General features: G+C 74.4%; 25 protein-coding genes. 11 read left to right on the plus strand and 14 right to left on the minus strand.

What is annotated here, in order from left to right:
* Positions 1–237: 237 nt before the first annotated feature.
* Positions 238–1683, plus strand: a complete 1446-nt coding sequence (locus tag O7609_RS04680; protein ID WP_269733640.1) for an FAD-binding oxidoreductase — start codon at positions 238–240, stop codon at positions 1681–1683.
* Here O7609_RS04680 and O7609_RS04685 read toward each other — a convergent pair.
* A complete protein-coding gene (locus O7609_RS04685) occupies positions 1656–2090 on the minus strand; it encodes a PRC-barrel domain-containing protein (RefSeq protein WP_269733641.1) in 435 nt (144 codons plus the stop codon). The genes O7609_RS04680 and O7609_RS04685 overlap by 28 nt on opposite strands.
* A complete protein-coding gene (locus O7609_RS04690; RefSeq protein ID WP_269733642.1) occupies positions 2090–2758 on the minus strand; it encodes a PRC-barrel domain-containing protein in 669 nt (222 codons plus the stop codon). Before O7609_RS04690 ends, O7609_RS04685 begins: the two co-directional genes overlap by 1 nt.
* Positions 2759–3073: 315 nt before the next feature.
* On the opposite strand from O7609_RS04690, the gene O7609_RS04695 reads away from it, so the two are divergent.
* Entirely contained in the window at positions 3074–4867 is a 1794-nt protein-coding gene (locus O7609_RS04695; RefSeq protein ID WP_269733644.1) for an NAD+ synthase, read from the plus strand.
* 91 nt (positions 4868–4958) lie between these two features.
* Here O7609_RS04695 and O7609_RS04700 read toward each other — a convergent pair whose 3' ends face one another.
* Positions 4959–6020: an endonuclease/exonuclease/phosphatase family protein gene (locus tag O7609_RS04700; protein ID WP_269733645.1), complete on the minus strand. Its 1062-nt coding sequence runs from the start codon at positions 6018–6020 to the stop codon at positions 4959–4961.
* 340 nt (positions 6021–6360) lie between these two features.
* Between O7609_RS04700 and panB the strand changes: the two genes are divergently transcribed.
* The gene (gene panB / locus O7609_RS04705; protein ID WP_269733646.1) at positions 6361–7224 is read left to right on the plus strand and encodes a 3-methyl-2-oxobutanoate hydroxymethyltransferase; all 864 of its coding nucleotides are present in this window, start codon (positions 6361–6363) and stop codon (positions 7222–7224) included.
* A gap of 153 nt (positions 7225–7377) precedes the next feature.
* Here the strand turns inward: panB and O7609_RS04710 are convergent, their stop codons facing one another.
* A complete protein-coding gene (locus O7609_RS04710) occupies positions 7378–7566 on the minus strand; it encodes a hypothetical protein (RefSeq protein WP_332328030.1) in 189 nt (62 codons plus the stop codon).
* Positions 7567–7638: 72 nt separating this feature from the next.
* Entirely contained in the window at positions 7639–8364 is a 726-nt protein-coding gene (npdG, locus tag O7609_RS04715) for an NADPH-dependent F420 reductase (RefSeq protein ID WP_269733648.1), read from the minus strand.
* Between the two features lie 117 nt (positions 8365–8481).
* On the opposite strand from npdG, the gene O7609_RS04720 reads away from it, so the two are divergent.
* Complete coding sequence (locus O7609_RS04720; RefSeq protein WP_269733649.1) at positions 8482–9792, plus strand: MFS transporter; 1311 nt, start codon at positions 8482–8484, stop codon at positions 9790–9792.
* Between the two features lie 54 nt (positions 9793–9846).
* On the opposite strand, the gene O7609_RS04725 is transcribed toward O7609_RS04720, so the two are convergent.
* Positions 9847–10122: a hypothetical protein gene (locus tag O7609_RS04725; RefSeq protein ID WP_269733650.1), complete on the minus strand. Its 276-nt coding sequence runs from the start codon at positions 10120–10122 to the stop codon at positions 9847–9849.
* A 61-nt stretch (positions 10123–10183) separates the two neighbouring features.
* Here O7609_RS04725 and map point away from each other — a divergent pair, with 61 nt between their 5' ends.
* Together map and O7609_RS04735 are read left to right on the plus strand one after the other, a co-directional pair.
* A complete protein-coding gene (map, locus tag O7609_RS04730) occupies positions 10184–11041 on the plus strand; it encodes a type I methionyl aminopeptidase (protein ID WP_269733651.1) in 858 nt (285 codons plus the stop codon).
* 213 nt (positions 11042–11254) lie between these two features.
* Positions 11255–12181 (plus strand): hypothetical protein, encoded by a 927-nt coding sequence (locus O7609_RS04735; RefSeq protein WP_269743112.1) that lies wholly within the window; start codon positions 11255–11257, stop codon positions 12179–12181.
* Between the two features lie 72 nt (positions 12182–12253).
* On the opposite strand, the gene O7609_RS04740 is transcribed toward O7609_RS04735, so the two are convergent.
* Complete coding sequence (locus O7609_RS04740) at positions 12254–12925, minus strand: response regulator (RefSeq protein WP_269733653.1); 672 nt, start codon at positions 12923–12925, stop codon at positions 12254–12256.
* A gap of 18 nt (positions 12926–12943) precedes the next feature.
* Positions 12944–14137: a sensor histidine kinase gene (locus tag O7609_RS04745; RefSeq protein WP_269743113.1), complete on the minus strand. Its 1194-nt coding sequence runs from the start codon at positions 14135–14137 to the stop codon at positions 12944–12946.
* Between the two features lie 271 nt (positions 14138–14408).
* On the opposite strand from O7609_RS04745, the gene O7609_RS04750 reads away from it, so the two are divergent.
* Complete coding sequence (locus O7609_RS04750; protein WP_269733655.1) at positions 14409–14927, plus strand: peptidoglycan-binding domain-containing protein; 519 nt, start codon at positions 14409–14411, stop codon at positions 14925–14927.
* 152 nt (positions 14928–15079) lie between these two features.
* On the opposite strand, the gene O7609_RS04755 is transcribed toward O7609_RS04750, so the two are convergent.
* Complete coding sequence (locus tag O7609_RS04755; RefSeq protein WP_269733656.1) at positions 15080–15808, minus strand: bifunctional DNA primase/polymerase; 729 nt, start codon at positions 15806–15808, stop codon at positions 15080–15082.
* A gap of 167 nt (positions 15809–15975) precedes the next feature.
* Complete coding sequence (locus O7609_RS04760) at positions 15976–16590, minus strand: TetR/AcrR family transcriptional regulator (RefSeq protein WP_269743114.1); 615 nt, start codon at positions 16588–16590, stop codon at positions 15976–15978.
* 146 nt (positions 16591–16736) lie between these two features.
* On the opposite strand from O7609_RS04760, the gene O7609_RS04765 reads away from it, so the two are divergent.
* Both O7609_RS04765 and ddaH read left to right on the plus strand, forming a co-directional pair.
* The gene (locus tag O7609_RS04765) at positions 16737–16913 is read left to right on the plus strand and encodes a DUF6243 family protein (RefSeq protein WP_269733658.1); all 177 of its coding nucleotides are present in this window, start codon (positions 16737–16739) and stop codon (positions 16911–16913) included.
* 131 nt (positions 16914–17044) lie between these two features.
* Positions 17045–17854 carry a dimethylargininase gene (ddaH, locus tag O7609_RS04770; protein WP_443072058.1) on the plus strand — a complete coding sequence of 270 codons (810 nt, stop codon included), beginning with the start codon at positions 17045–17047 and terminating at the stop codon, positions 17852–17854.
* A gap of 135 nt (positions 17855–17989) precedes the next feature.
* Here the strand turns inward: ddaH and O7609_RS04775 are convergent, their stop codons facing one another.
* From O7609_RS04775 to O7609_RS04790, 4 genes are all read right to left on the minus strand, one after another.
* Entirely contained in the window at positions 17990–18967 is a 978-nt protein-coding gene (locus tag O7609_RS04775; protein ID WP_269743115.1) for a small ribosomal subunit Rsm22 family protein, read from the minus strand.
* A gap of 41 nt (positions 18968–19008) precedes the next feature.
* Positions 19009–20088 (minus strand): serine hydrolase domain-containing protein, encoded by a 1080-nt coding sequence (locus O7609_RS04780; protein ID WP_269733660.1) that lies wholly within the window; start codon positions 20086–20088, stop codon positions 19009–19011.
* Positions 20070–21449, minus strand: coding sequence for a multidrug effflux MFS transporter (locus O7609_RS04785; RefSeq protein WP_269733661.1), 1380 nt, complete (start codon positions 21447–21449; stop codon positions 20070–20072). The genes O7609_RS04780 and O7609_RS04785 overlap by 19 nt, the downstream gene beginning before the upstream one ends.
* 144 nt (positions 21450–21593) lie before the next feature.
* Positions 21594–23228 carry an alkaline phosphatase D family protein gene (locus tag O7609_RS04790; protein ID WP_269733662.1) on the minus strand — a complete coding sequence of 545 codons (1635 nt, stop codon included), beginning with the start codon at positions 23226–23228 and terminating at the stop codon, positions 21594–21596.
* Positions 23229–23337: 109 nt separating this feature from the next.
* On the opposite strand from O7609_RS04790, the gene O7609_RS04795 reads away from it, so the two are divergent.
* Positions 23338–24144 (plus strand): SDR family oxidoreductase, encoded by an 807-nt coding sequence (locus tag O7609_RS04795; RefSeq protein ID WP_269743116.1) that lies wholly within the window; start codon positions 23338–23340, stop codon positions 24142–24144.
* 202 nt (positions 24145–24346) lie between these two features.
* Positions 24347–25765 (plus strand): glycoside hydrolase family 5 protein, encoded by a 1419-nt coding sequence (locus O7609_RS04800; RefSeq protein ID WP_269743117.1) that lies wholly within the window; start codon positions 24347–24349, stop codon positions 25763–25765.
* The last annotated feature ends 67 nt before the right edge of the window (positions 25766–25832 follow it).

Genomic DNA, 25832 nt, shown 5'->3' on the forward strand with positions numbered 1-25832 from the left:
GATTCGAGGGCCGGATCCGGCGCCGTCGAGCATGCCATTGCGCGGTTTCGGCCGCGTTACCGCCAGGGGCCATGAGGGCCCACGTCTCATTGTGCGCCACACCCTCGATCTTGGTCGATCTGCCCCGTCCGGCGGGCGCTGCTGGGGCACCGTCGTGTCCGACTGGCCCCGCGCGCCACGGGCCCTAGGCTGGAAGTGCGGGCTGGGCGGGGCTCTCTTGTCAGGAGTGGTGACGCCATGACAGTCGATGGGGTGACGGGCACGGCGCTGGACGGCCTGCGCGCCCGAGTCGCGGGGGACGTGTTGCTTCCGGGCGGCGAAGGCTACGACGCGGCCCGGACGCTGTTCAACAGCATGTACGACCGCCGGCCCGCGGTGATCGTGCAGTGCGCGCAGCCGTCCGACGTGGTGGCCGCGCTGCGCTTCGGCCGCGAGCTGGGGCTGCCGGTCGCGGTGCGCGGCGGCGGGCACGGCGTCGCCGGCAAGGCGCTGGTGGACGGCGGACTCGTGCTCGACCTGCGGCGGATGCACGCCGTCGAGATCGACCCCGGAGCCCGCACGGCGCGGGTGGGGGGCGGGGCGACGATGAGTCACCTGGACCGGGCGGCCGAGCCGTACGGCCTGGTGACGACGGGCGGACGGGTCTCGACGACGGGCGTGGGCGGCTTCCTGCTGGGCGGCGGCACCGGCTGGCTGGACCGGAAGTTCGGGCTGGCCTGCGACAACCTGCTGTCCGTCGACCTCGTGACGGCGGACGGGACGCGCGTGACGGCCAGCGAGGCCGAGCATCCCGAGCTGTTCTGGGCGCTGCACGGAGGCGGCGGCAACTTCGGGGTGGCCACGTCGTTCACGCTGCGGCTGCACCCGCTGCCGGTGCTGACGGTGATCCTCGGGCTGTGGCCGCCGGAGCGGGGCCCGGAGGTGGTGCGCACCTTCCGCGACCTCATGGCGGAGGCGAGCGACGACGTGTCCGGCGGCGTCATCTACCTCACCGCCCCGCCCGAGCCCTTCGTCCCGCCCGAGCTCGTTGACCGGCTGGCCTGCGCGGTGCTGGTGGTCTACACGGGCCGCGAGGAGGCGGCCCGGCGGGCGGCGGCCCCGCTGCTGGGGCTGGGGCCCGCGGGCTCGATGATCGCGGAGATGCCCAACGCGGAACTCGAGTCCATGATCGACGACCCGCCGGGCTACCGGAACTACTGGTCGGTCGAGCACCTGGACTCGCTGCCCGACGAGGCCGTGCGGCGCTTCTGCGCCCGGGCCGACGACATGCTCGTGCCCTCGCCCACGCAGCACGCGCTGTTCCCGCAGGGCGGGGCGGCCGGGCGGAGCACCGCCGACTACCCGCTGCCGTGGCGGCACGCCCGGTGGGCCGTCCACCCCTTCTGCCTGTGGGAGGACCCGGCCGACGACGAGCGGTCCCGGCGCTGGGCGCGCGCCGTGCGCGAGGACGTCAGGCCGTGGGCGAGCGGCGCCGTCTACCTGAACTTCGTCGGGGACGAGGGCCGGGACCGGGTCGTCGCCGGGCTGGGCGAGCGCAACTACCGCAGGCTGGCCGCGGTGAAGGCGCGCTGGGACCCGGAGAACGTCTTCCGGCTCAACCACAACATCCCGCCCGCGGCCGCCGCCGACGGAACTCCCGGTTCCGGCCGCGGGCATCAGGGGACGCGGAGGACCGCGGCGTAGGAGCCGATGCCGACGAGCGCGGTGCCGGGGTACTGGCCGCTGTCGGTGCGCAGGGCGAGGACGACGCCGGAGTCGGCCGAGAAGTCGATGTCGGCGAGCTGCCCCTCGTCCGTCCCGGCGTCGGTGAGGAGGCGCTTGCCGACGAGGTCCTCGCTGGCCTCGGCGAGCGGTTTCAGCTCTCCGTCCGGGCGGCGGAGGGCGTCGCGGTCGGCGGCCATGACGGCGTCCTCCCCGACGGCCCGGATTCCGGACCAGGGCAGGAGGTTCGCCGAGCCGCCCGTCCTGCGCAGGCGCAGGGCGGCGACCCGGCCCCGGCCCGGGGCGAGCACGAGGCCGTCCACGACGCCGAGGGTGGTGGCCTCGGCGGCGCTCATGACGGTTCGGCCGGAGATCTCGGAGAGCAGCATCAGGCCCCCGTCGGTCGGTCGGGCGGGGAGGCGTCGTCCCGGCCCCGGTCCTGGTCGTCGTTCCGGACGGGCGCGTCGTCACTCCGGGCGTGCGCGTCGTCACTCCGGGCGGTCCCGCCGCCCATGCGCTCGCGGAAGCCGCGCACGAGGTCCTCGAAGCCCGGCAGGTCGTCGGCCACGTACTCGGCGGCCCTCGCGGGAACGACGAGGGCCTCGCCGGAGACGGCGACCGTCTCGGCGAGCGGCAGGTAGACGGTGCGCTCGGGGTGGCCGAGCGCCTCGGTGGCGGCGATCTGGTAGCCGACGACGACGGCGGTCGTGCGGGTCGTCTGGAGGACGACGTCGGTGACCCGGCCCAGCTCGACGCCGCCGTCGGACAGGACCCGCGCCCCGAGCACGTCGCCGCCCACCCCCGCACCGGCGCGCTCGGCGAGCTGCTTGCGGCTCTCGAAGACGTACTCGTCGGAGATCATCACCGCGTCCGGGCCGAGCCCGGTGACGCCGTCGATGGGCAGTGCCTGCTTCATGGGCCCCGCCAGCAGTCCACGCCCGCTGAGGGTGAACCCGGCCACCCGGCCGCCGCCCTCGAAGACGACGTCCTTGACCTGGCCGACGTCCTCCCCCGCCAGGGTGACCACCGGGCGTTTGGCCAGCTCGGTCGCGAGCATCAGCACGTCATCCGCCGCCCTTCCGTGAAGACCGCTTCGGGGACCGCCTCCGGGACGGCCGTTCCCCGACGACGACGGCGCCGCCTCCGCGCCGCCGCCGGGCCTGGACCCACAGGACGGCCAGGAAGAGGATCACGAGGACGGCCGCGACGAGGACGATCCAGAGCCACAAGTCCACCGCGCACCTCCGGGGAGTGGAATGTCCTGGTCTCAGCCTCCCCCCGGTTCCGGTGGCTGTCCAACGGTCCGGTCCGCCGGGTGGCCCGATGCCTCCGACAGGAGGAATCGCGTCAAAGTGACGGTTACTCTTGGCGTGTGCCTCAGATTCGACTCGCCCTGAACCAGATCGACTCCACCGTCGGGGACCTCGCCCGCAACGCCGAGGCGGTCGTGCACTGGACCCGCCACGCGGCGGATCAGGGCGCGCACCTCGTCGCCTTCCCCGAGATGATGCTGACCGGCTACCCCGTCGAGGACCTGGCCCTGCGCCCGTCGTTCGTGGAGGCCAGCCGGAGCGCGCTGACCGCGCTCGCCGCCCGGCTGGCCGACGAGGGGCTGGGCGAGGTGCCCGTCGTCGTCGGCTACCTGGACCGCGCCGAGCACCACAGCACCCGCTACGGCCAGCCCGCCGGTGCCCCGCAGAACGCGGCGGCGGTGCTGTACCGGGGTGAGCCGGTGCTCGGATTCGCCAAGCACCACCTGCCCAACTACGGGGTCTTCGACGAGTTCCGGTACTTCGTGCCCGGCGACACCCTCCCCGTCGTCCGCGTGCACGGCGTGGACGTGGCCATGGCCATCTGCGAGGACCTCTGGCAGGACGGGGGCCGGGTGCCCGCGGCCCGCAGCGCGGGCGCCGGGCTGCTGCTGGCGGTCAACGCCTCCCCCTACGAGCGGGACAAGGACGACACCCGCCTCGACCTGGTGCGCAAGCGCGCCCAGGAGGCGGGCTGCACGACGGCGTACCTGGCCATGATCGGCGGTCAGGACGAGCTGGTCTTCGACGGCGACTCGATCGTCGTCGACGCGGGCGGGGAGGTGCTGGCGCGGGCCCCGCAGTTCGCGGAGGGGTGCGTCCTGCTCGACCTGGACCTGCCGGCCGCGGCCGCCGAGGCGCCCTCGGGCACGGTGGACGACGGGCTGCGCATCGAGCACCGCACGCTGACCGCGGAGCCACTGCCTGCCTACGAGCCGGAGGTCACCGGGGAGATCGCCGAGCGGCTCGGGGACGAGGAGGAGGTCTACACCGCCCTCGTCGTGGGGTTGCGGGCGTACGTCGCCAAGAACGGCTTCCGCTCGGTCCTCATCGGCCTGTCCGGCGGCATCGACTCGGCCCTGACGGCCGCCATCGCCTGCGACGCGGTCGGGGCCGAGCACGTGTACGGCGTCTCGATGCCCTCGCGGTACTCCTCGCAGCACTCCCGGGACGACGCCGCCGAGCTGGCCCGGCGCACCGGGCTGAACTTCCGCACCGTGCCGATCGGACCGATGTTCGACGCGTACAAGGCGTCCGCCGAGCTGACCGGGCTCGCGGAGGAGAACCTCCAGGCCCGGCTGCGCGGGACGCTGCTCATGGGCCTGTCCAACCAGGAGGGCCACATCGTCCTGGCGCCCGGCAACAAGTCCGAGCTGGCCTGCGGCTACTCGACGCTGTACGGCGACTCCGTGGGCGCCTACGGGCCCATCAAGGACGTCTACAAGTCGACCGTCTTCCGGCTGGCGCGGTGGCGCAACCAGGCGGCGGCGGAACGCGGCGAGACTCCGCCCATCCCGGAGAACTCCATCGCCAAGCCGCCCAGCGCCGAGCTGCGCCCCGGACAGGTGGACGCCGACTCCCTGCCGGACTACGAGGTGCTGGACGCCGTCCTGGAGCTGTACGTCGACGGCGACCAGGGCGCCGCGGAGATCGTCGCGCGCGGTCACGACCCGGAGCTGGTGACCCGGGTGCTGCGGATGACGGACACCGCCGAGTACAAGCGCCGCCAGTACCCGCCGGGCACGAAGATCTCCCCGAAGGGCTTCGGCAAGGACCGGCGGCTGCCCATCACCAACGCCTGGCGCGAGTCCGCGGCCGGCACCCCGTCGCCGTCCGGCGGACCGCGGGTGAGGTGACGCGGGGCTGCCGGGCCCGGCGCGGGGCGCGCCCCGCGCCGGGCCCGGGTGTGGTCAGGGGCCGTCCTCGGGGTCAGAGGCGTCCTCGGCGTCAGAGGCGCACCGAGGCGGCGACGGGCAGATGGTCGCTGCCGGTCGAGGGCAGTGACCAGGAGGCCACGGGCTCCAGGCCGCGCACCATGATCTGGTCGATCCGGGCCATCGGGAACGAGGCGGGCCACGAGAAGCCGAAGCCGTCCCCGGCGGCGCCCTGGGTCGAGCGCATCTGCGCCGTCACCGGGGCCAGCGCCCGGTCGTTCATCGTGCCGTTGAGGTCCCCGAGCAGCACCACGTGCTCCAGCGGCTCCCGGGCGATCGCCCGGCCCAGCTGCTCGGCCGCGTCGTCCCGCTGCCCGGCGGTGAAGCCGGCCCGCAGCTTCACCCGCACCGAGGGCAGGTGGGCCGCGAACACCGCGACCTTCCCCCCGGGGGCGTCCACCGTCGTCCGCAGGGCCCGCGTCCAGCCGATCTTGATGTCGACCGGGGCGGAGTCCGAGAGCGGATAGCGGCTCCACACCCCGATCGTGCCCTTCACCACGTGGTACGGATACGCCTCGGCGAGCGCCCGCTCGTAGACGCCGGTGGACTTGGCGGGCAGCTCCTCCAGCGCGAGGATGTCCACCTCGCTCGCCACCAGGGCCTCGGCGGTGCCCTGCGGGTCCGCGTTGCCCGCGTCCACGTTGTGGGTCAGGACGGTCAGGTCGCCGCGGCCGTCGCCGCTCGCGCTGGACTTGGCGGTCAGCAGCCCGCCGAACAGCCCGGTCCACACGACGGCGGGCAGCAGGAGCGCCGCCAGTGCCGTCATCGAGCGCCGCAGCAGGGCGCAGCCGAGCAGGACGGGCACGCCGAGACCGAACCAGGGCAGGAAGGTCTCCACGAGCGAACCGAGGTTGCCGACGGCGTTCGGCACCCGCGCGTGCAGGGCGAGCACGACGCCGAGCAGCACGGCCAGGACGGCCAGGACCAGGCCGCGGCGCCACGTTCCCGGGCCGCGCCAGTCCCGCCAGTCGCGCCAGCCTCCGCGGAAACGGCCTTCCCCGGCGCCGGGACGTTCGGCGGTCGGCTCACCCTCGTCCGCCGCGGCGTCCGTGTGCGCCGTGTCCGCCCGTGCCATGCGTCGTCCTCACTGCCGGTGGTCCAGATCCTCTTCCGTTCCCGCCGTCCGTCGGAGCTCGCACCCTAGGCGATCCTCGCTCCCCGGTGGGAACCGCCGTACGGCCGACTTTCGGTGACCGTACTGCCAGAAGGACGACCACGTACACAGGAGCAGTTCCGCAGGTCGGGAACCAGCCGGATTCCGTCGCGCCGCGACGCGCGTCCCGTCCCCCGGGCACCGGGCCGCTGTGACGCTCGCCCCGGTCCCCTTCCCCGTGCCGGTGACAGGTGCCACTATGGACAGCGATCCGGAGACGCCGTCAGGGCGCTTCGAGACGACACCTTCAGGAGCCCATGCCATGACGCATGCCCACACGGCTGCCGACAACGGTCAGGCCGTCAAAGCGCTGTACGGCGGCAGCCAGAACCGCCGCCTCACCGTTCGGGACCTCGCGACCGCCAAGGAGCGCGGCGAGAAGTGGCCCATGCTCACCGCCTACGACGCGGTCACGGCCTCCGTCTTCGACGAGGCGGGCATCCCCGTCCTGCTGGTCGGGGACTCGGCCGGGAACTGCCACCTCGGCTACGACACCACGGTCCCGGTCACGCTGGACCAGATGGCCCTGCTCTCCGCCGCCGTCGTCCGCGGCACGCGGCGCGCCCTCGTCGTCGGCGACCTGCCCTTCGGCTCCTACCAGGAGGGCCCCACGCAGGCGCTGCGCAGCGCGACCCGGCTGGTCAAGGAGGCCGGTGTCGGGGCGGTGAAGCTGGAGGGCGGCGAGCGCTCGCTGCCGCAGACGGAGCTGCTGGTCTCGTCCGGCATCCCGGTCATGTCCCACCTGGGCCTGACCCCGCAGTCCGTGAACACCATGGGCTACCGCGTCCAGGGGCGCGGGGACGAGGACGCCCACCGGCTCCTGCGGGACGCCAAGGCCGCGCAGGACGCCGGCGCCTTCGCCCTCGTTCTGGAGATGGTGCCCGCCGCGCTGGCGGCCGAGGTCACCCGCTCCCTGCAGATCCCGACCGTCGGCATCGGCGCGGGTCCCGAGTGCGACGCCCAGGTCCTGGTGTGGACGGACATGGCGGGCATGACGGGCGGCCGGGTGCCGCGGTTCGTCAAGCAGTACGCACAGCTGCGCGAGACCCTCGGCGGCGCCGCGAAGGCCTTCGCCGAGGACGTGGCGGGCGGCGCGTTCCCGCAGGAGGAGCACACCTTCCGCTGACGCGCGCGCCCGGAGGACCTTCGGCCCCTTCCGGCACACCGCCCGGCCCGTCGGCGGCGGCCCTTCCCCCAGGCCGCCCGCCGACGGGCCGGGCCTGTCAGCGGGCCAGTGTGGGGGCAGCGGGCCGGGACCCGGCCGGGCCCGGGCCGGCGCTCAGCGGGCCTCGGCCGCGGCCTCGCGATCCATGCGGGCCTTGCGCCAGTAGAAGTAGGCCATGTTCGAGGACGCGCCCGCCATCAGCAGCCACACGACGCCGAGGAAGCTGCCGTGGACGAACGACAGCACCGCGGCGGCCGTGGTGAGCACGAAGACGAGCACGGCGAACAGGGCGATGCGGGGCATGGGGCGGAACTCCAGGTTCGGGCGGTCGGGACGGCGGGCACGGCCCCCATTGTCCCCCATGCCCCCGCGCGCTCAGATGTCGGTGAGCCGGACGCCCGCGTGGGCCTTGTAGCGACGGTTGACCGAGATCAGGTTGGCCACCAGGGACTCGACCTGGTGGGCGTTGCGCAGCCGCCCCGCGAAGACGCCGCGCATCCCGGGGACGCGGGAGGCCAGGGCCTGGACGATCTCGCAGTCCGCCCGCACCTCGCCCAGCACCATCACGTCCGTCTCGATCCGCTCGACGGCCGGGTCCTGGAGCAGGACGGCCGACAGGTGGTGGAACGCCGCCGTCACCCGCGACTCGGGCAGCAGGGCCGCCGCCTGCTCCGCCGCGCTGCCCTCCTCGGGGACCAGCGCGTAGGCGCCCTTCTTGTCGAAGCCCAGCGGGTTCACGCAGTCCACGACGAGCTTTCCGGCCAGCTCGGCGCGCAGCGACCTCAGCGTGTCCGCGTGCCCCTCCCAGGGCACGGCGACGATCACCACGTCACTGCGGCGGGCGCACTCGGCGTTGTCGGCGCCGTCCACCCCGGACCCCAGCTCCGCGGCGGCGGAGGCGGCGCGCCCGGCCGAGCGGGAGCCGATGACGACCTTCAGCCCGGCCCGCGCGAACCGGTAGGCCAGGCCGCGTCCCTGGTCGCCCGTGCCGCCCAGCACACCGACGGTGAGCGCGCTGACGTCCGGGAGCTCCCAGGGGTCCTTCCTGGCGGCGGGCTGTACTGCGGGCGGGCCTGCGGGCCTGGCTGCGGGTTCAGTCATGCCCCGATCCTGCCAGGCGCCGCGCCGCACCGGTCTACCGACCGGTAGACCGGTGCGGCGCGGCCGGGCTCGAAATCGCTTGCCGAGGGCCAAAGGACCGGCGGAGCATGGCTGCTCGTGCCGTCGTTCCCGAAGTCCGCCCTGCCCGACCTCGCCCCCTGGCGCGACTCCCGCGACTTCCGCGTCCTGTGGTGGTCGGGGCTGAGCGCCGGGCTCGGGCACGGACTCACCGCCGTCGCCCTGCCGTTCCAGCTCGCGCAGCTCACCGGCTCACCGGCCGCCGTGGGGCTCATCGGCGTCGTCCAGCTCGTGCCGCTCGTCGTGTTCGGGCTCTACGGCGGGGCGCTCGCCGACGCGGCCGACCAGCGGCGGCTGATCCTCTGGGCCGAGGCCGGGCTCGCCGCCGTGGCGGGCCTCCTCGTGGTCAACGCCCTGCTCCCGACGCCGCCCGTCTGGCCGCTCTACGCGGCGGCGGCGCTCAACAGCGCGCTGGCCGGGCTGCAGCGGCCCGCCACCAGCGCCCTCGTCCCCCGGGTCGTGGCCCACCGGCACCTCCCGGCCGCCGCGGCGCTCACCTCGCTGCGCTGGCAGTGCGGCGCCATCGTCGGCCCCTCGATCGCCGGCCTCGTCGTCGCCTGGGCCGACGTGGGCGCCGCCTACGCGCTCAACGCCCTCGCCTGCGTGCTCGCGGTGCTGACCGCCCGCCGCCTCGCGCCCTCGCCCGCGCGGGGCGACGCCCAGCCGGTGTCGCTGCGCGGCATCGCGGAGGGCGCGGGCTACGCCTGGCGGCGCAAGGAACTCCTGGGCACCTACGCGGTGGACGTGCTGGCCACCTTCTTCGCGTTCCCGATCATCCTCTACCCGTTCCTGGCCGAGGACCTCGGAGCGACCTGGGCGCTCGGGCTGATGTACGCGGCCCTCCCGGTGGGTTCGGCCCTCGTGGGGCTCAGCAGCGGCTGGACGACCCGCGTCCACCGGCACGGCCGGGCCGTGGCCTGGGCCGCCGCCGCCACCGGCGCCGCCGTCGCGCTCGCCGGCTGGGCGGCGGGCACCGGCCAGCTCTGGCTGGTGCTCCTCTTCCTCACGCTGACGGGCTGCTGCGACATGGTCAGCGGCATCTTCCGCCGCACCATCTGGGACCAGTCCGTTCCCGACGCGCTGCGCGGCCGGCTCGCCGGGATCGAGCTGCTGTCGTACTCGGGCGGCCCGCAGCTCGGCCAGCTCCGGGCCGGGACGATGGCCGGGCTGACCTCGGTGCGCACCTCCGTCTGGGCGGGCGGGCTGCTGTGCGTCGCGGGCGTCGGCCTGCTCGTCCTGTGCCTCCCGAGGCTGCTGGCCTACGACGCCCGGACCAACGCCCACACCCGGGCCGTACGCGAGGAGCGGGCCGCGGCGGCGGGCCAGCAGGGGTCGGACACCGCGGCCTGAACCGGCGCGTGGCCGCGTGCCCGGGCCGCCCGGCGGACCGTGGGCGACGGAGGCTCAGGCGGAGCCGGGGCCGCCGTCCCGGCCGGGACCGCCCCCGGGGCCCTCGCCCCCGGCGTCCTCGTCCTCGTCCTCGTTCCAGCGCGGGTCGGTGCGCCACTCCTCGTTGCGTTCCCGGGCCGTCTCCATGGCGTGGGCCGCCGCCTCCCGGCTCGGGTAGGGCCCGAACCGGTCGAGCGCCCGGCACTGCGGGCCTTCCTCGACGGTGCGGTGCTTGAGGCAGTAGTACCACTCGCCGGGTTTGCCCGGCGTGCCGCGCTTGAAGAGAGCCATACCAGCATGCTGCCCCACCTGGGCCGGGGTCACCACGCCCGGCACGGCTAGACTCGTCCGCATGTCCAGCCAGTCGCTCCTCGTCCCCGGCACCCTCTCCCCCCGGCGTACCGTTCCGGCCTCGATTCCGCGCCCCGAGTACGTGGGCAAGGAGGCTCCGACTCCCTACTCCGGCCCCGAGGTCCAGGACGCCGAGACGGTCGAGCGGATGCGCGTCGCGGGGCGCATCGCGGCGGGCGCGCTGGTGGAGGCCGCCCGGCACATCGCCCCCGGCACCACCACCGACACGCTGGACGAAGTCGTGCACACCTACCTGTGCGACCACGGCGCCTACCCGTCCACGCTGGGCTACCGCGCCTTCCCCAAGTCGCTGTGCACCAGCGTCAACGAGGTCATCTGCCACGGCATCCCCGACTCGACGGTCCTGCGTGACGGGGACATCGTCAACCTCGACGTCACCGCGTACATCGGCGGCGTCCACGGCGACAACAACAAGACGTACCTCGTCGGAGACGTGGACGAGACCTCGCGGCTGCTCGTCGAGCGCACCGAGGAGGCGCTGAACCGCGCCATCAAGGCGGTGCGCCCCGGCCGGCAGATCAACATCATCGGCCGCGTCATCGAGTCCTACGCGCAGCGCTTCGGCTACGGCGTCGTTCGGGACTTCACCGGCCACGGCATCAACAGCTCGTTCCACTCCGGGCTGATCATCCCGCACTACGACGACCCGCGGGCCACCACCGTGATGCAGCCGGGCATGACGTTCACCATCGAGCCGATGCTGACGCTGGGCACCCACGAGTGGGACATGTGGGAGGACGGCTGGACGGTCGTCACCAAGGACCGCAAGCGCACGGCCCAGTTCGAGCACACCCTCGTCGTCACGCCGGCCGGCGCGGAGATCCTCACCCTCCCCTGACGCAGCCGGGCCGGCGGAAGCGCCACCCCGCGGCGCAGCCGGCCACCCCCGGCCCGGCGGGTCGGCCGGTTCCGTCGGGCCGACCCCGCGCCGGTGCGCGGGGCGGGGACGGGTAGGGTGCCGCCTGCGAGGACGGAACCGGGGGCTCGGGGAGGGCACGGGCACATGTGGGCGTGGGTGCGTGCGGCGGCGGTCACGACCGCGTTGGCCGGCATGCTGGTGGGACTGACCGGCTGCATGACGGTGCACGGTGAGACGGCGGTCCTGCCGGCCACCACCGAGGCCGAGGCCGAGAAGGTGCTGGAGAACTTCGTCGACGTCCGGAACACCGCGCACCGCTCGTTCGACGCCGACCTGAGCACGACCGTCCAGCACGGCCCCCTGGGCGACAGCGAGCGGGCCGCGCTGACCGCGCTGAAGGCCGTGCACCCCGAGGGGGACGAGGAGTTCAAGCCGCTCGAACTGCGGGACGCGGAGTTCCACATCCCGCGGCAGGCGGGCTGGCCGAAGTACTTCCTCGCCTCCGCCCCCGGGCAGGTCGGCGACGTCCGGGCGCACTGGCTGGTCATGTTCTCGCGGGACGGCGTCGAGGCCGACTGGAAGGCGTCGTACCTGTCCGTCGTCGAGCCGGACGCCGCCCCCGAGTTCGCCGCCGACGAGGACGGCCACGCCCGGCCCCTGCGCAAGGACGCCACGGACCCGCTGGCGGTCGAGCCCGCCCGACTCGGTAAGTCCTACACGGAGTTCCTCCAGAAGGGCGAGGGCGAGGCCTTCGCGCCCGGCCGCTTCACCACCGAGCGGCGCAAGACCCGTGCCGAGTCCGCCAACCGGCCGGCGGCCCGCAACGAGTGGGCGGACACCCCGGCGGACCCCGAGCGGTACCCGGTGATGGGCCTGTACACGCAGGACGGGGGCGCGGTCGTGTTCTTCGCCGTCCACCAGCACACCAAGCAGACCGTGGCCGAGGGCTACACCCCGGCCGTCGACCCGCTCGTCAAGCCGCTACTCAAGGGGGAGGCACGGCAGACGCTGACCAAGGCGTACCTGTACCAGCAGCTCGTCACCGTGCCCGAGGCCCAGGACGCCCAGGTCGACTTCCTAGACCAGCGCGCCGGTCTCATCTCCGCCGAGGGCTCCTAGGCACTGTCGCCGAGGGGCGTCTCTTCGGCGCCCCTGGGGCCGTGCCGCGGTGGGCGGGGACGGCACGCGCGGTCAGCCCCCGGGGACCACGAGCCCCGTCTCGTACGCGAGCACCACGGCCTGGGCCCGGCTGGCCAGGTTCAGCTTCGTCATCGCGCGGTTGAGATGCGTCTTGACCGTGGCCTCGGATATGACCAGCCGCTGAGCGATCTGCCGGTTGGACAGGCCCCGACCGGTCAGCCGCAGCACCTCCGTCTCGCGGGCCGTGAGCTGGTCCAGCTCCGGGTGCCCGCCGACGGGCTCCGTGGCCGGGGCCGTGCTCGTGAACGCCTCCACCAGTCGCCGCGTCACGCTCGGCGCGAACAGGGTGTCGCCACCGGCCACCGCGGCCACCGCCGTCAGCAGGCGTTCGGGGCCGGTGTCCTTGAGCATGAACCCGGAGGCTCCGGCACGCAGTGCCCGGTAGACGTAGTCGTCGAGGTCGAACGTGGTCAGGATGAGGATGCGCGGTGCCGGGTCCGACGCTGCGGCCAGGATGCGCCGGGTCGCCTCGATGCCGTTCATCCCGGGCATCCTGATGTCCATGAGGATGACGTCCGGGCGGCACCTCGCGGCCTGGAGCACCGCCTCGGGGCCGTCCGCCGCCTGGCCGACGACCTCGGTGCCGTCCGCCGCTTCCAGCAACCCCACGATGCCCGCCCGGACGAGGAACTGGTCGTCGGCCACAAGGACCCGGGTCGTCATGGTCGGCGCCTGTCCCCTTCAGCCTTCGGCCCTCTCCTCCGGTGCCGGTGTGGCGGAGGTCGGCAGCGCAAGGCGCACCTGGAAACCCCCCTCCGGGCGGGGTCCGATGGTCACGGTGCCGCCGTAAAGCTTGGCGCGTTCGCGCATGCCGATCAAGCCGTGGCCCTCGCCGGTCCCGGTTCTGGCCGAATCCGTCCGCTCTCCGTCGTCGGTGACGCTGACGTGAAGGCTGTGCGGCCGGTAGCGGACGCGTACCTCCGCGCGGGCGGGGCGTGCGTGCTTCAGCACGTTGGTGAGGGCCTCCTGCACCACGCGGTACGCGCACAGCTCCACGCCAGGCGGCAGCGGCCTGGCTTCGCCCTCGACGATCAGGTCCACGGGCACTCCCCCGGCACGCACCCGCTGCGCCGCCTCCGCCAGCGAGCTCAGCCGCGGCATCGGGGCGTACGACTCGGGGTCGTCGGAGCCCCGGCGCAGCAGGGTCAGCATCCGGCGCATCTCCTCGAGCGCCTCGCTCGAGGTGTCCGCGATGGTGCCGAGTGCCCGGCGGGCGGTGGCGGGGTCGGTGCGGTAGACGTACCGGGCCAGGCCGGACTGGACGGAGATCACCGACATGTGATGGGCGATCACGTCGTGCAGCTCGCGCGCTATGCGTGCCTGCTCGTCGGCGACCGCCCGGCGCGCCTTCTCGTCCCGCTCCGCCCTGAGGTGCGCGGCGAGTTCCGCCAGCCGCTCGCCGCGCCGCTCGGCCTGGTGCGCCGAGCGGCCGAACCGCACCAGGACCGCCGGGACGACGACGCCCATCGCCGCGGCCGCCGGGACCGAGCCGTGGGGTGAGACGAACGCGGAGTACGTCCAGATCATGCCGAGTACCGCGGCGACGGCGACGGCGACGGCCAGCCGGCGGGCGGCGGCGACGGTGTACAGGGCGAGCAGCGCGACGAGGCTGTTGACCACCGGCCAGTATCCGAGGGCGATGTACGCCGCCCACAGGGCGAGGACGCCGGCGGCCACCGCGACCGGGGCACGGCGCCGGACACACAGCAACAGGCCGACGGCGGTGCTGAGCGTGTAGCCGACGGCGTCGAGCGGCGGATATCCCTCAAGGGTGTCCTGTTGGCCCATCAGCAGCGCACAGCCCAGCATGGCCAACGCGATGCCGATGTCGACGGCCAGGGGGTGCCTGCGCATCGAAATCCGCGGCAACTGCATCGCCGCAGCGTATCCGGGGGCGGCCGGGCGCGGCGTCACACTTCCGCGGTACCGCCGAAGTCGTAGGGTCCGGGCCGGTACCGCGAGTCTCACGCCCCGGCTCCACCCCGTGCCGGACGCGGTGCCGCGCACCGCGCCCTAGTGTCAGGGCTGTTCACGGGGGCGGCTGCCATAGCGGGAGCGGGGGGACGGCCGCCCTCGTGACGAGCCGCGGGCCCTTCGGGCGCCCCATCCGGGGGCACTCGCCCGCGGCCCGGGAGGAGGGGAAGAGATGTCACTGCGCAGGAAAGCCGCCTCGGCCGCCGTCGTGATCGCCATCGGCGGCGCGGCGGCCCTCGCATCGTCGCCGGCGGTCGCGAGCAACAGCTACAACGGGAACGCCTACATCAAGGGCGGCGGTTGGTTCGGCGACGACTGGGGTGACGAGGGCGTCCTGACGACGAGCACGAACGCGAACTCCAACGCCACCTGCCTGTGGCAGAAGGTGCTGTGGGCGGACGGGTTTCTCCCGTGGAGCGGGATCGACGGGGTGTTCGGCAAGAACACGCGGGCCGCGACGGTCGCGTGGCAGCAGTACCACGGGCTGCCGGATGACGGTGCCGTCGGCAAGGACACCTTCGGTATGGCCGACGGGGGGCTGCTGGACACCAACGGCAACGGTGCGGTCGACACGTTCGGCGGATACGCTGGCTCGTTCAACGTCTGGCGGGACTCGCAGGGCCGCTACGCCTTCTACGACGGGAGCGGGAACGCCCGTCGCGCGGGGTACGACTACCGGACCTGCAGCTGACGCGGCCCACGGTCCTCTCGCCGTACCGTCCCGGCAGGCGCGTGGGCGTGTAGGCGCAGGGGCCTGATCTCTCGGCCCGCCCGGAACTCTCTTCGGGCGGGCCGTTCCGCGTGCCGGCCGGGTGGCGGCGGCTGGGGGGAGAGAAAGACGGCTCAGCGGACGGGCCAGGCGGCGGAGCCGGGGACGTCCTGCCCGGCGGCGGAGTCGGCATAGGCGGCGCAGGCGTCCGTCAGCGCCTCCAGCAGGGTCAGCGGGTCGGGCAGGGGGCGTTCGGGGGCCCGTACCCAGGCGACCTCGGGGGAGGTGACGCCGGGCAGCCTGGCCGGCGGGAGGAGGACGTAGCTGCCGCGGCAGTGCCAGCGCATGCCGGGATGCTCGTCCATCGTCTCCGGGTGACAGTCGAGCTCGCAGGGCCACCACTCGTCCTCGTCCTCGGGGGTCCCGCGGGTGGCGGTGAAGAAGAGCATCCGCTCTTCCCCGAGCACGGCCACCGGGCCCGTCTCGACGCCCTCGCGGTCGAGTCGCTCCAGGGCGGCGCGCCCGGCCTCGTGGGGGACGTCCAGCACGTCGTGGGTGATCCCGGTCGCGGTGATGAAGTTGGCCTGCGGGCGGCCGCGGGCCCAGCGCAGGACGGTCTCCGGGTCGCTGCTGGCCTGTGTCAGCCAGGCGAAGGAGACGGGGTGCCGGGCGGGGGTGGGGCAGCCGATGCGTTCGCACGAGCAGCCGTAGCCCTCGGGGTGGGCGGCGACGGCGAGCGGGAACCCGGCGGCGGCGGCACCGAGCAGCAGAGCCTCCCGGGCGCGGGCCGCCTCTTCGGCCCGGCTCTCGGCGCCGCGCGAGCGGCGGCGCAGCCACCCGGAGAGTTTGCTTTCCCGTTCCATCCGCTCTCCTTCGCTGCCGTGGCGCCCACATCCCGCTGAGTCCCGCGAGGACCACTGAATCCTCCGAGGATACGGAACGTCGGGCCATGTCCGGGAATCCGGGGCCATGACCACCGGCTCCGCCGGGTCCCGTACCGGGTTCGGCCGGGTCCCGCGGTGGTTTCCGGTCAGGCGTCGCGCGGGCGCAGCCCGGCGAGGACGGTGTCGACGAGCGCGTCGGCGAAGGCGTGGGTGAGCGGGCCGCCGCGGGTGAGCCAGCGCTGGAAGAAGGGGCCGGTCAGCAGGGCGACGGCGAGGTCCAGGTCGACGTCGGAGGCGAGCTCTCCGGCCTCCCGGGCGGTGCGCAGCCGGTCGCGGTAGGCGGCCAGGCCGGGCCCGGTGAGGCGCTCCGCGAACTGCCGGGAGAGTTCGGCGTCGGCGGCCCCGGCGACGGCCAGGGCGCGGTAGGGCGCCTCGAAGCCGGGGTCGGTGAACTCGTCGGCGGTGGCCCGCAGGACGGTCTTGAGGTCGGCGGCGAGGTCGCCGGTGTCGGGCAGGCCCGCGGCGTACTCCGGGTCCTCGACGCGGGCGGTGAAGGCGTCCAGCAGAATCGCCGCCTTGGAGGGCCACCAGCGGTAGATGGTCTGCTTGCCGACGCCCGCCCGGGCGGCGATGGCCTCGATGGTCAGCTTCTGGAACCCGGCCTCGCCGACGAGTTCGAGGCTGGCTTCGAGGATGGCGCGCCGCGAGCGCTCGCTGCGGCGGCTGGCGTCGGGGGTGCGCGGGGTTGGCGTCGGGGGCATGGGGACACCGTAGCAACGAAGGAGACGAGACGAACCGTCTTGACAAGACGGACCGTCTCGTCTCACAGTGGATCCGTCCGGAACGTACGAACCCCGGACCGGAACGGACGACGACGGCACGGACGGACGACGATCAGGAGGCCCCGATGAGCAAGGGACGCGACGGAAAGCCGCTCGGCGTCGGAGGTCAGCGCACCCGCCTCTCGCGCAAGGCCCTCTCGGGCGCCGGAGGCGCCGGCGGGCCGGGCGGACCGCCGGGAACGCGGGACGTCATGGCGGCGCGGCGGGAACTGCTGCGCAGACTCCGGGAGGAACGCGGGTGACCGCCTGGGGCACCGGCCACCCGGGGGGTTCTCCGGGGCGGCTGTGAATCCCCCGGAAGGATCATGCGGAACTCGTGCCCCACGGTGGACGATGTGGCCACCAGTCCACGGCGACCCCGTGAGGAGCTCTCGTGTACGCAGCCAGACGCTATCTGATGTGCCGACCCGTGCACTTCCGAGTCACCTATTCCATCAACCCCTGGATGGACCCCGGCAAGCCCGTCGACCTCCCGCTCGCGATCGCCCAGTGGGAGGCCCTGCGGGACCGCTACCGCGAGCTCGGCCACACCGTCGAGGAGCTGGAGCCGGACCCCGCGCTGCCGGACATGGTCTATTCGGCCAACGGCGCGACGGTGGTGGACGGCCGGGTGCTCGGCGCCCGGTTCGCCCACCCCGAGCGGGCCGCCGAGGCCGCCGCGCACCGCGCCTGGTACCGGGCGCGAGGCTTCACCGAGATCCACGAGCCCGAGCACGTCAACGAGGGCGAGGGCGACTTCGCGGTGACGAGGTCGTGGCTGCTGGCGGGCCGCGGCTTCCGCAGCAGCCCGCTGTCCCACCCGGAGGCCCAGGAGTTCTTCGGCCGCCCGGTCGTCGGCCTCGACCTGGTGGACCCGCGCTACTACCACCTGGACACCGCGCTGAGCGTGCTGGACGACGGGTCGGACAGCGAGGTCATGTACTACCCGCCGGCCTTCTCGCCCGGCAGCCGGGCCGTGCTCGCCCGGCTGTTCCCCGACGCGATCATCGCCGAGCGGGCCGACGCCCTCGCGTTCGGGCTCAACGCCGTCAGCGACGGCCATCACGTGCTGCTCCCCCAGGCCGCCTCCGGGCTGTTCGAGCCGCTGCGGAAGCGCGGCTACGAGCCGGTCCCGGTCGACCTGACGGAGCTGCTCAAGGGTGGTGGCAGCGTCAAGTGCTGCACCGCGGAGCTGCGCGCGTAGGGCTCCGCGTGCCCGGAGCCCGGCGCACCTCCCGTGCCGCCGGGCCCCGGGCACCTGGGCCCCGGAGCGCCCGGTCGGGCCCGGCCCCGGCTTTGGCTCTGGCCCTTCCCTGGCCCCGTCCCGGCCCCGGCCAGGTCAGTCCGCCGGTGGCCAGGTGTCGCCCCAGTCGGTGTCGCGGGCCGCGCGGTAGGCGTCCCGGTCCCGCTTGGTGACGGTCGTCCGGCCGAGCCCGTCGGCGGGCGTGCACAGCTCCAGCAGCACCTGCCCCTTGCGGATCTGCGGCCGGCGGACGACACGGGAGTGCCCGGCCCCGCCCTCGGGGGCCAGCTCCGGCCGCACCGCGGCGACATAGCTGAACTTCTCGTCCTCGTAGGGCAGCGTCCCGCCCTTGACCCGGCGGTGCAGGGAGGAGCGGCTGACCCGGGCTGCGAAGTGGCACCAGTCCTCGCCCGGCACGATCGGGCACTCCGCGCTGTGCGGGCAGGGCGCGACGACCCGCAGCCCCGCCTCGACGAGCCGTTCGCGGGCGGCCCTGATCCGCAGGTACCCCTCCGGCGTGCCCGGCTCCACGACGACCACGACCCGTCCGGCCCGGGCCGCGGACGCGACCACCGCCGTCCGGTCGGTCTCCGTCAGCTCGCCCAGCACGTAGGAGACGGTGACGAGGTCGGTCTCCGCCCGCTCCCCGTCACCGCCCAGCCTGCCGCGCCGCCAGCGCACGTCGGGCAGCGCGGTGCGGGCGAGTTCGGCCCCGAGCGCGAGGGCGGGCTCGGCCCAGTCGAGCACAGTGCTCGCGCACGTCCCCGGCCAGGTTCCGGCCACCGCCCAGGTCGCGGCGCCGGTGCCGCCGCCCAGGTCGGTGTGGGTGGCGGGGGCCCAGCCCGGCAGCCGGGCGGCCGTGGCGGCCAGCGCGGCGGCCGCGGCACCGTGGGTGGCCGGCATCCGGTAGGCCGCGTAGGCGACGGCGTCGGCCCGGTTCCGCAGGACGGGGGCGTGGGTCTGGGTGGCACCGCGGTAGCTGGCGATGAGCCGCTCGACGGCCGCCGTGGCCTGCCGGGGCGGCAGACCGGTCAGCAGCGCGTCCAGCGCAGCGCGGAGGTTCTGCTCGTACACGCTGTAAGGGTAGGCCGGACGGGTGGGGCCGGCGGCGCCGGTCAGCGCACGGCGCGGGCCAGATGGCTCGCGGCCACGGCCCGGGGCCCGCTGTCGGGGCGCCGCGGCCGGACGGGGTGGACGGTGGTGGCGAGGAGGACGAGGAACGTGTCCGTCGCGCGGTCCAGCACGAGGCTCGTGCCGGTGAAGCCCGTGTGCCCGGCGGCGCCGCGCCCGGCCAGCTTGCCCATGAACCAGGGCTGGTCGACGGCGAAGCCGAGCCCGGGGGCGTCCAGCAGCAGCCCCACCGACTCCGGGGCGAGCAGCCGGACGCCGTCGACGGTCCCGCCGGCCAGCAGGGCCCGGCACAGCGTCGCGAGGTCGCGGACGGTGGAGAACAGGCCCGCGTGCCCGGTGACGCCGCCGAGCGCGTGGGCGTTCTCGTCATGGACGACGCCGCGCAGCATGCCCCGGTCGGCCTTGGCCACGGGACGCCGCTGGTCCTCGGTGGCGGCGGCCTCCGGTACCGGGCCGAAGCGGGTCGAGGTCAGGCCGAGCGGGCCCGTGACACCGTCCCGGACCAGGGTGTCGAGCCGCCGTCCGCTCGTGCGCTCCAGCACGGCCTGGAGGGCGAGCAGGTTGAGGTCGGAGTAGCAGGGGCCGCCGCGGGTGGGCGGTTCGGCCCACAGGAGTTCCAGGCCGTGTCCGTCGTGGAAGGGCAGCTCGGGACGGAGCCCGGAGGTGTGGGTGAGCAGCTGGCGCGGGGTGATGTGCCCCTTGCCCGCGGCACCGAACTCGGGCACGTGCGCGGCCACGGGCTCGTCCAGCGCGAAGGCGCCGCGCTCGAGCTGCTGGACGGCGACGACCGCGGTGAACAGCTTGGTGAGGGAGGCGAGGTCGAACGGGGTGTCCGGGGTGGCCGGCACCGGGTGGGCGGCCGGTTCCGTGGCGGAGGCCCAGCGCACCGCCCAGCCCGTCGCGTGCTCGACCACCAGGTGCGGACCCCGCCCGGCGGCCACGACGGCCCCGCCGCACCAGCCGCGGGCGGGCAGGGCGTCCACGGCGGCCACGAGGCCGGCGAGCTCCACGGCGTCCAGCCCTGCCTGCTCGGGCGTGCCGGGCGTCAGCGGTCGGCGCGCCACGGGCGGCACATCCCCACGAAGCAGACGGCGGCGAGTGTCAGGGTGGCGACCTGGACGACGGCCATCGGCACGGCCGTGTCCTCGCCGGCGACGCCCACGAGCGGGGAGGCGACGGCGCCGACGAGGAACTGCGCGGTCCCGAGCAGCGCGGAGGCGGAACCGGCGGCGTGCGGTGCCCGCTGAAGGCCCTGCGAGTTGGCGTTGGGCAGCACGAGGGCCATGCCGGACATCAGCACGAACAGGCCGGTGGCGATGGCGGACAGCCCCGGCTCGCCGAACGTCCCGGATGTCATCAGCAGCAGGGCGAGGGCCGCGGCGCCGGTGATGCCGAGACCGAGCAGCAGGACGCGGTCGAGGTCGAAGCGGCCGACGAGCACCTTGCCGTTGAGCTGGCCCACGGCGACGAGTCCGATGGAGTTCACCATGAACAGCAGGCTGAACGTCTGCGGGGAGGCGCCGTAGATCTCCTGGACGACGAAGGGCGAGGCCGCGATGTAGGCGAACAGCCCGGCGAAGGCCAGCGAGCCCGTGAGCAGGTAGCCGCTGAACACCCGGTCGGCCAGGAGGCCGCGCATGGCCCGCAGGGCCGTGGGCAGGCCACCGCTGTGCCGCCGGTCCCGGGGCAGGGTCTCGGGGAGGAGGTTCGCGGTGACGACGGTGAGCGCGAGGCCGACGACGGCGAGGACGAGGAAGACGCCGCGCCAGTCGGTGACCCGCAGCAGCTGGCCGCCGAAGACGGGCGCGAGGACCGGGGCCGTGCCGGAGATGAGCATGAGGGTGGAGAAGAACCGGGCCATGGCCAGCCCGTCGAACAGGTCGCGGACGACGGCCCGGGCGATCACTATCCCGGCGGCACCGGCGAGCCCCTGGAGGAGGCGGAAAAGCGTCAGCGTCCCGATGGTGGGGGCCACGGCGCAGGCGACGCTGGCGACGACGTAGCACACCATGCCCACGAGCAGCGGACGGCGGCGCCCGAACTGGTCGCTCATCGGGCCGACGACGACCTGGCCGAGGGCCAGCCCGAGCAGGCAGGTGGTGAGGGTCAGCTGCACGCCCGCCGCGCTGCTGCCCAGGGCCTCGCCGACCTGGGGCAGCGCCGGGAGGTACAGGTCCATGGAGAGCGGCGGCAGCGCGGTGAGGCTGCCGAGGATCAGGGTGAGGAGGAGACCGGCCCGCTGGTTGCGGGTGAGCCGCGGCCCCTCCGCCGCGGCCGGGGGGCTCGCGGCGTCCGGGGAGCCAGGGGTGGCTGGGGCGCTCGGGGCGGTCGGGTTGCTCCCAGCGGCTGGCAGGCTCGGGGCGGTCGGGTCGTCGGGGCTCGTGGGGGCGGGGGCAGCCGGGCAGGACGGGCCGGGTTCGGACATGCACCTCTCCGGAGATTGTTGACGGCTCACACATTCTCCCAGGCGCCCGGCCCGGCCCCGGCCACCACGCGCATGCCTCCGCTCACAGCGGCGCCCGCCGCCGGTGCGCCGATGTGAGCCGGGCCTTCCGGCGACGCCGGGCCGTCAAGCCGGGCGCAGGCCCGGCTCTCCGGCGGCCGAGACGAGGGACGCCGCCGTCGTCACGGGTGCGCCGGGCGTGGTGACGTGCGGGACCGTGCGGTAGTCGGCCCGCAGCCGCCGCTCGTCCAGCGTGAGGACGACGTAGCCGCGCCGCCCGTCGTACAGCCTCAGATGCGGGTTGGCGGCGGTGAGGCGGTCCCAGTTGCCGGGGCGTTCGCGGCCGTCGCCGCCACTGGAGACGGAGGAGGTGACCACCTCCACACCGGCGGTGCGGGAGGCCGGGTCGTCGGCGTCCCGCTTGATGTCCAGGCCGTAGTGCACGTGGACGTCGCCGGTCAGCACGGCCAGGTTCTCGATCCCGGCCGCGTCCGCCGCGCGCAGGACCCGCTCCCGGGCCGCGGGGTAGCCGTCCCAGGCGTCCATCGACAGCGGCGAGGGGCTCTCGACGCGGCTGCGACGCCGGGAGAAGACGACCTGCTGGGCGAGGACGTTCCACACCGCGTCCGAGGCGTGCCAGCCCTCGGTGAGCCAGCGCTCCTGGGTCGCGCCGAGGAGCTGCCGCGCGGGGTCCTCGGACTCGGGGGTGGGCGGCTTCCAACCGTCCCCGTTCACCTGGTCGTCGCGGTACTGCCGGGTGTCGAGGACGTCGATCTGGGCCAGCCGGCCGTAGTGCAGCCGCCGGTAGAGGGCGAGGTCGGGGCCCTCGGGGCGCTGCGGCCGGCGCAGCGGCATGTTCTCCCAGTACGCGCGGTAGGCGGCGGCCCGGCGCAGGAGGAACTCCTCGGGCGGGACGCCGTTCTCCGGTAGGGCGTCGGCGTAGTTGTTCTCCGTCTCGTGGTCGTCCCAGGTGACGATCCACGGGGCGGCGGCGTGCGCGGCCTGGAGGTCCTCGTCGCCCTTGTAGAGCGAGTAGCGCAGCCGGTAGTCCTCCAGCGTGACCGTCTCGCGGCGGAAGAGGCCGGGCAGCCGCGCCTCGCCGGTGTAGCCGCGGGCTCCCGCGGCGGCGTCCACCGCGTACTCGTACAGGTAGTCGCCGAGGTGCAGGACGGCGTCGAGGTCCGGCTCGGCGGCCAGGTGCCGGTAGGCCGTGTAGTAGCCCTGGTCGTAGCGCTGGCAGGAGGCCAGGGCGAAGCGCACCGCCCCGGGGGCGGAGCCGGCCGCCGGGGCCGTGCGGGTACGTCCGACGGGGCTGAGGTGGCGCCCGGCGCGGAAGCGGAACCAGTAGTCGGTGCCGGCTTCCAGACCGCGCGGCTCGGCGTGGACGGCGTGGTGGTACTCGGGGTGGGCGACGACGGTGCCGCGGTGGGCGATGCGGCGGAAGTCCGCGTCGTACGCCAGCTCCCAGTGGACCGGGACGGGTCGGGCCGGCATGCCGCTGTCGGGCTCGAAGGGCTGCGGCGCGAGGCGGGTCCACAGGACGACGGAGTCGGGCAGGGGGTCGCCGGAGCCCACACCGAGAGTGAAGGGCTCCCGGGTGAAGCGCGGCTCGCGGGCGGCGGCCGCCGCCCGCGAGGTGTCGGGGAGGTTGGTGCCGAAGGCGAGTGCGGTGGCGGCACCCGTGACCGTCAGAAACCGGCGGCGGCCCAAGTGACGGGCAGCGGCCCTCAGTTCGCTGTCTGCGCTCCCAGAGTGCGTCATGAGGACGAGTGCAGCGGGCCAGAGCGGCGCGGCGTTGGCACGTACGCGTCACCGGAGTGGCCATCGGGTGACGCCGGGAAGCGCTCGGCACCTCGCGTACGCTGCGGACATGACGGACATCAACGAAACGTTGAAGCGTGGTGGGCGAGAGCCGGCCACGGGCGCATCGCGCAGCGCCGTGGTGACGGGAGCCGGCTCCGGCATCGGCCGCGCCGCGGCCCTCGCCCTGGCGGAGGCCGGCTGGTCGGTGACGCTGGCCGGGCGCCGGGCAGCGGCCCTGGAGGAGACGGCCGCCCTGGGTTCCGCCGAGGCCGCCGGACGCATGGCGGTCGTCTCCACCGACGTCACCGACCCCGGGGCCGTGACGGCACTGTTCGACACCGCCCTCATCCGCCGGGGCCGCGTCGATCTGTTGTTCAACAACGCCGGCACCTTCGGCCCCGCCGTCCCGCCCGACGAACTCTCCCACGCCGACTGGCAGTCCGTCGTCGACGTCAACCTCACCGGCGCGTTTCTCTGCGCCCAGGCCGCGTTCCGCGTCATGAAGCGCCAGCGCCCCCAGGGCGGGCGCATCATCAACAACGGCTCCATCTCCGCCCAGACCCCCCGCCCGCACTCCCTCGCCTACACGGCGACGAAGCACGCGATGACGGGCCTGACGAAGTCGCTCTCCCTGGACGGGCGCCCCCACCGCATCGCCTGCGGCCAGATCGACATCGGCAACGCCGCCACCGAGATGACCGAACGCATGCGCAGCGGCATCCTCCAGGCCAACGGCTCGACGGCCGTCGAGCCCGTCATGGACGCCGCCGACGTCGCCCGCACCGTCGTGCACATGGCGGAGCTCCCGCTGGAGGCGAACGTCCAGTTCGCCACCGTCCTGGCGACGACGATGCCGTTCATCGGCCGCGGCTGAGCGCAGGACGGTTTCCGGCGGCCGGTTCCGGCGGGCGCGCTCCGGCGGGGCGCGCTCCGGCGGGGCGCGCTCCGGCGGGGCGCGCTCCGGCGGGCGGCGGCGCGCGAAGTTTGTCACGACGGACTCTTGATGGCCCGTCCGGCGGCCTGGTGGGATCTCCGGCACCGAGGAACCACCGTACCGACGTACCGGAGGTCCGCCCGTGTACCGACGCCTGATCGCCGCCCTCGCCGCGCTCCTGTGCTGCGTCGTACTCGGCGCGGGGACCGCACCCGCGACCGCCGCCGGCCAGGACCCCGGGCCGCGGGGGCCGCCCCGTCTCACCGACGACCGCGGCCGGGTGCTCACCCTGCGCGGCTGGAACGTCGAGGACAAGGCGAACCGGGGCGAACAGGCGCTCTCCGCCATCACCGAGCGCCACTTCAGGGACCTGCGCGACCGGGGCTTCAACTTCGCGCGGCTGCTGGTCTTCTGGGACGATCTGGAGCCCCGGCGCGGCCACTACAGCGAGGCCTACCTGAACAAGATCGAGCGCGTGCTGGACTGGGCGCACCGCTATCGCATCCATGTGCTCATCGACGCGCACCAGGACGTCTTCGGGCCCGCCTTCGGACACCGCGGCATCCCCGAGTGGGCCACCAGGACCGACGGCCTGCCCTTCGAGCCGCACCCCGACGACTGGTTCTCCGAGTACTTCGAGCCCGCCGTGCAGCGCGCGTTCACCCACCTCTACACCGACCCCGACCTACAGCGGTCCCAGACCGGGATGTGGCGGGTCCTGGCCGAGCGGTTCGCCGGCCATCCGGCCGTCCTCGGCTACGACCTGATCAACGAGCCCATGGGGGAGATCCGGCCGGGCGAGGACCTGCCGACGGCGGCCCGGCGCATCGAGGCCGAGTACCTCACCCCGATGTACAACCGCCTCGCGGACGCGATCCGCTCCGTCGACGAGGACAACTGGATCTTCTTCGAGCCCACCCCCATCGTGGGCGAGGGCGTGCCCACGGGGCTGGGCCGCGTCCACGACCCCAAGGCCGTCTACGCGCCGCACTTCTACAACACCGCGATGGAGGCGGGCACCGACTACGACCCCGAGGCCGGCTGGATCGAGGCCTACGAGGCGGCCGTGACCGTCTACCCCGAGCGGTACGGCGTGCCCATCGTCGTGGGCGAGTGGGGGCCGCTCAACACCACCCTGCCCAACATGGGCCTCTTCTACCGCGACGCGCTCGTCTCACTGAACCGCTACAGCTCGGGCTGGGCGGGCTACGTCTGGTGCTACGGGGCCGGCTACTGCGCCGTGGACGAGGAAGGCCGCTTCCGCGCCAACAAGGAGCAGACGGCGGCCCCCTACGCCCCGGCGGTGGCGGGCACCATCAGCGCGGAGGAGCAGGCGCCGGACACCGGCGCCTACCGGCTGGTGTACCGGGCGGGGCGCGGCCTCACCGAGGTGCGGGTGCCGCCGCGCCGGGGCGGCTGGCGGGTCCGGGTGACCGGTCACGCGGGCACGCCGACGCCCTCGCTCCCCTCGGACCGGGCGGCGACGGCACGGGTGCACGCCCGGCCGGGCGCGACGGTGACGGTGGTCGTCACGCCCCGGAGCGCGTGCCGGGCCGGGTGACGGCGGGCCGCGCCCGCCACGATCGGCGGCTTCCGGCATGCGCGCTGCGGTGAAGCGTGCTCACAGT

Origin of the sequence: Streptomyces sp. WMMC1477, assembly GCF_027460245.1 — a bacterium.
Lineage (GTDB): Bacteria > Actinomycetota > Actinomycetes > Streptomycetales > Streptomycetaceae > Streptomyces.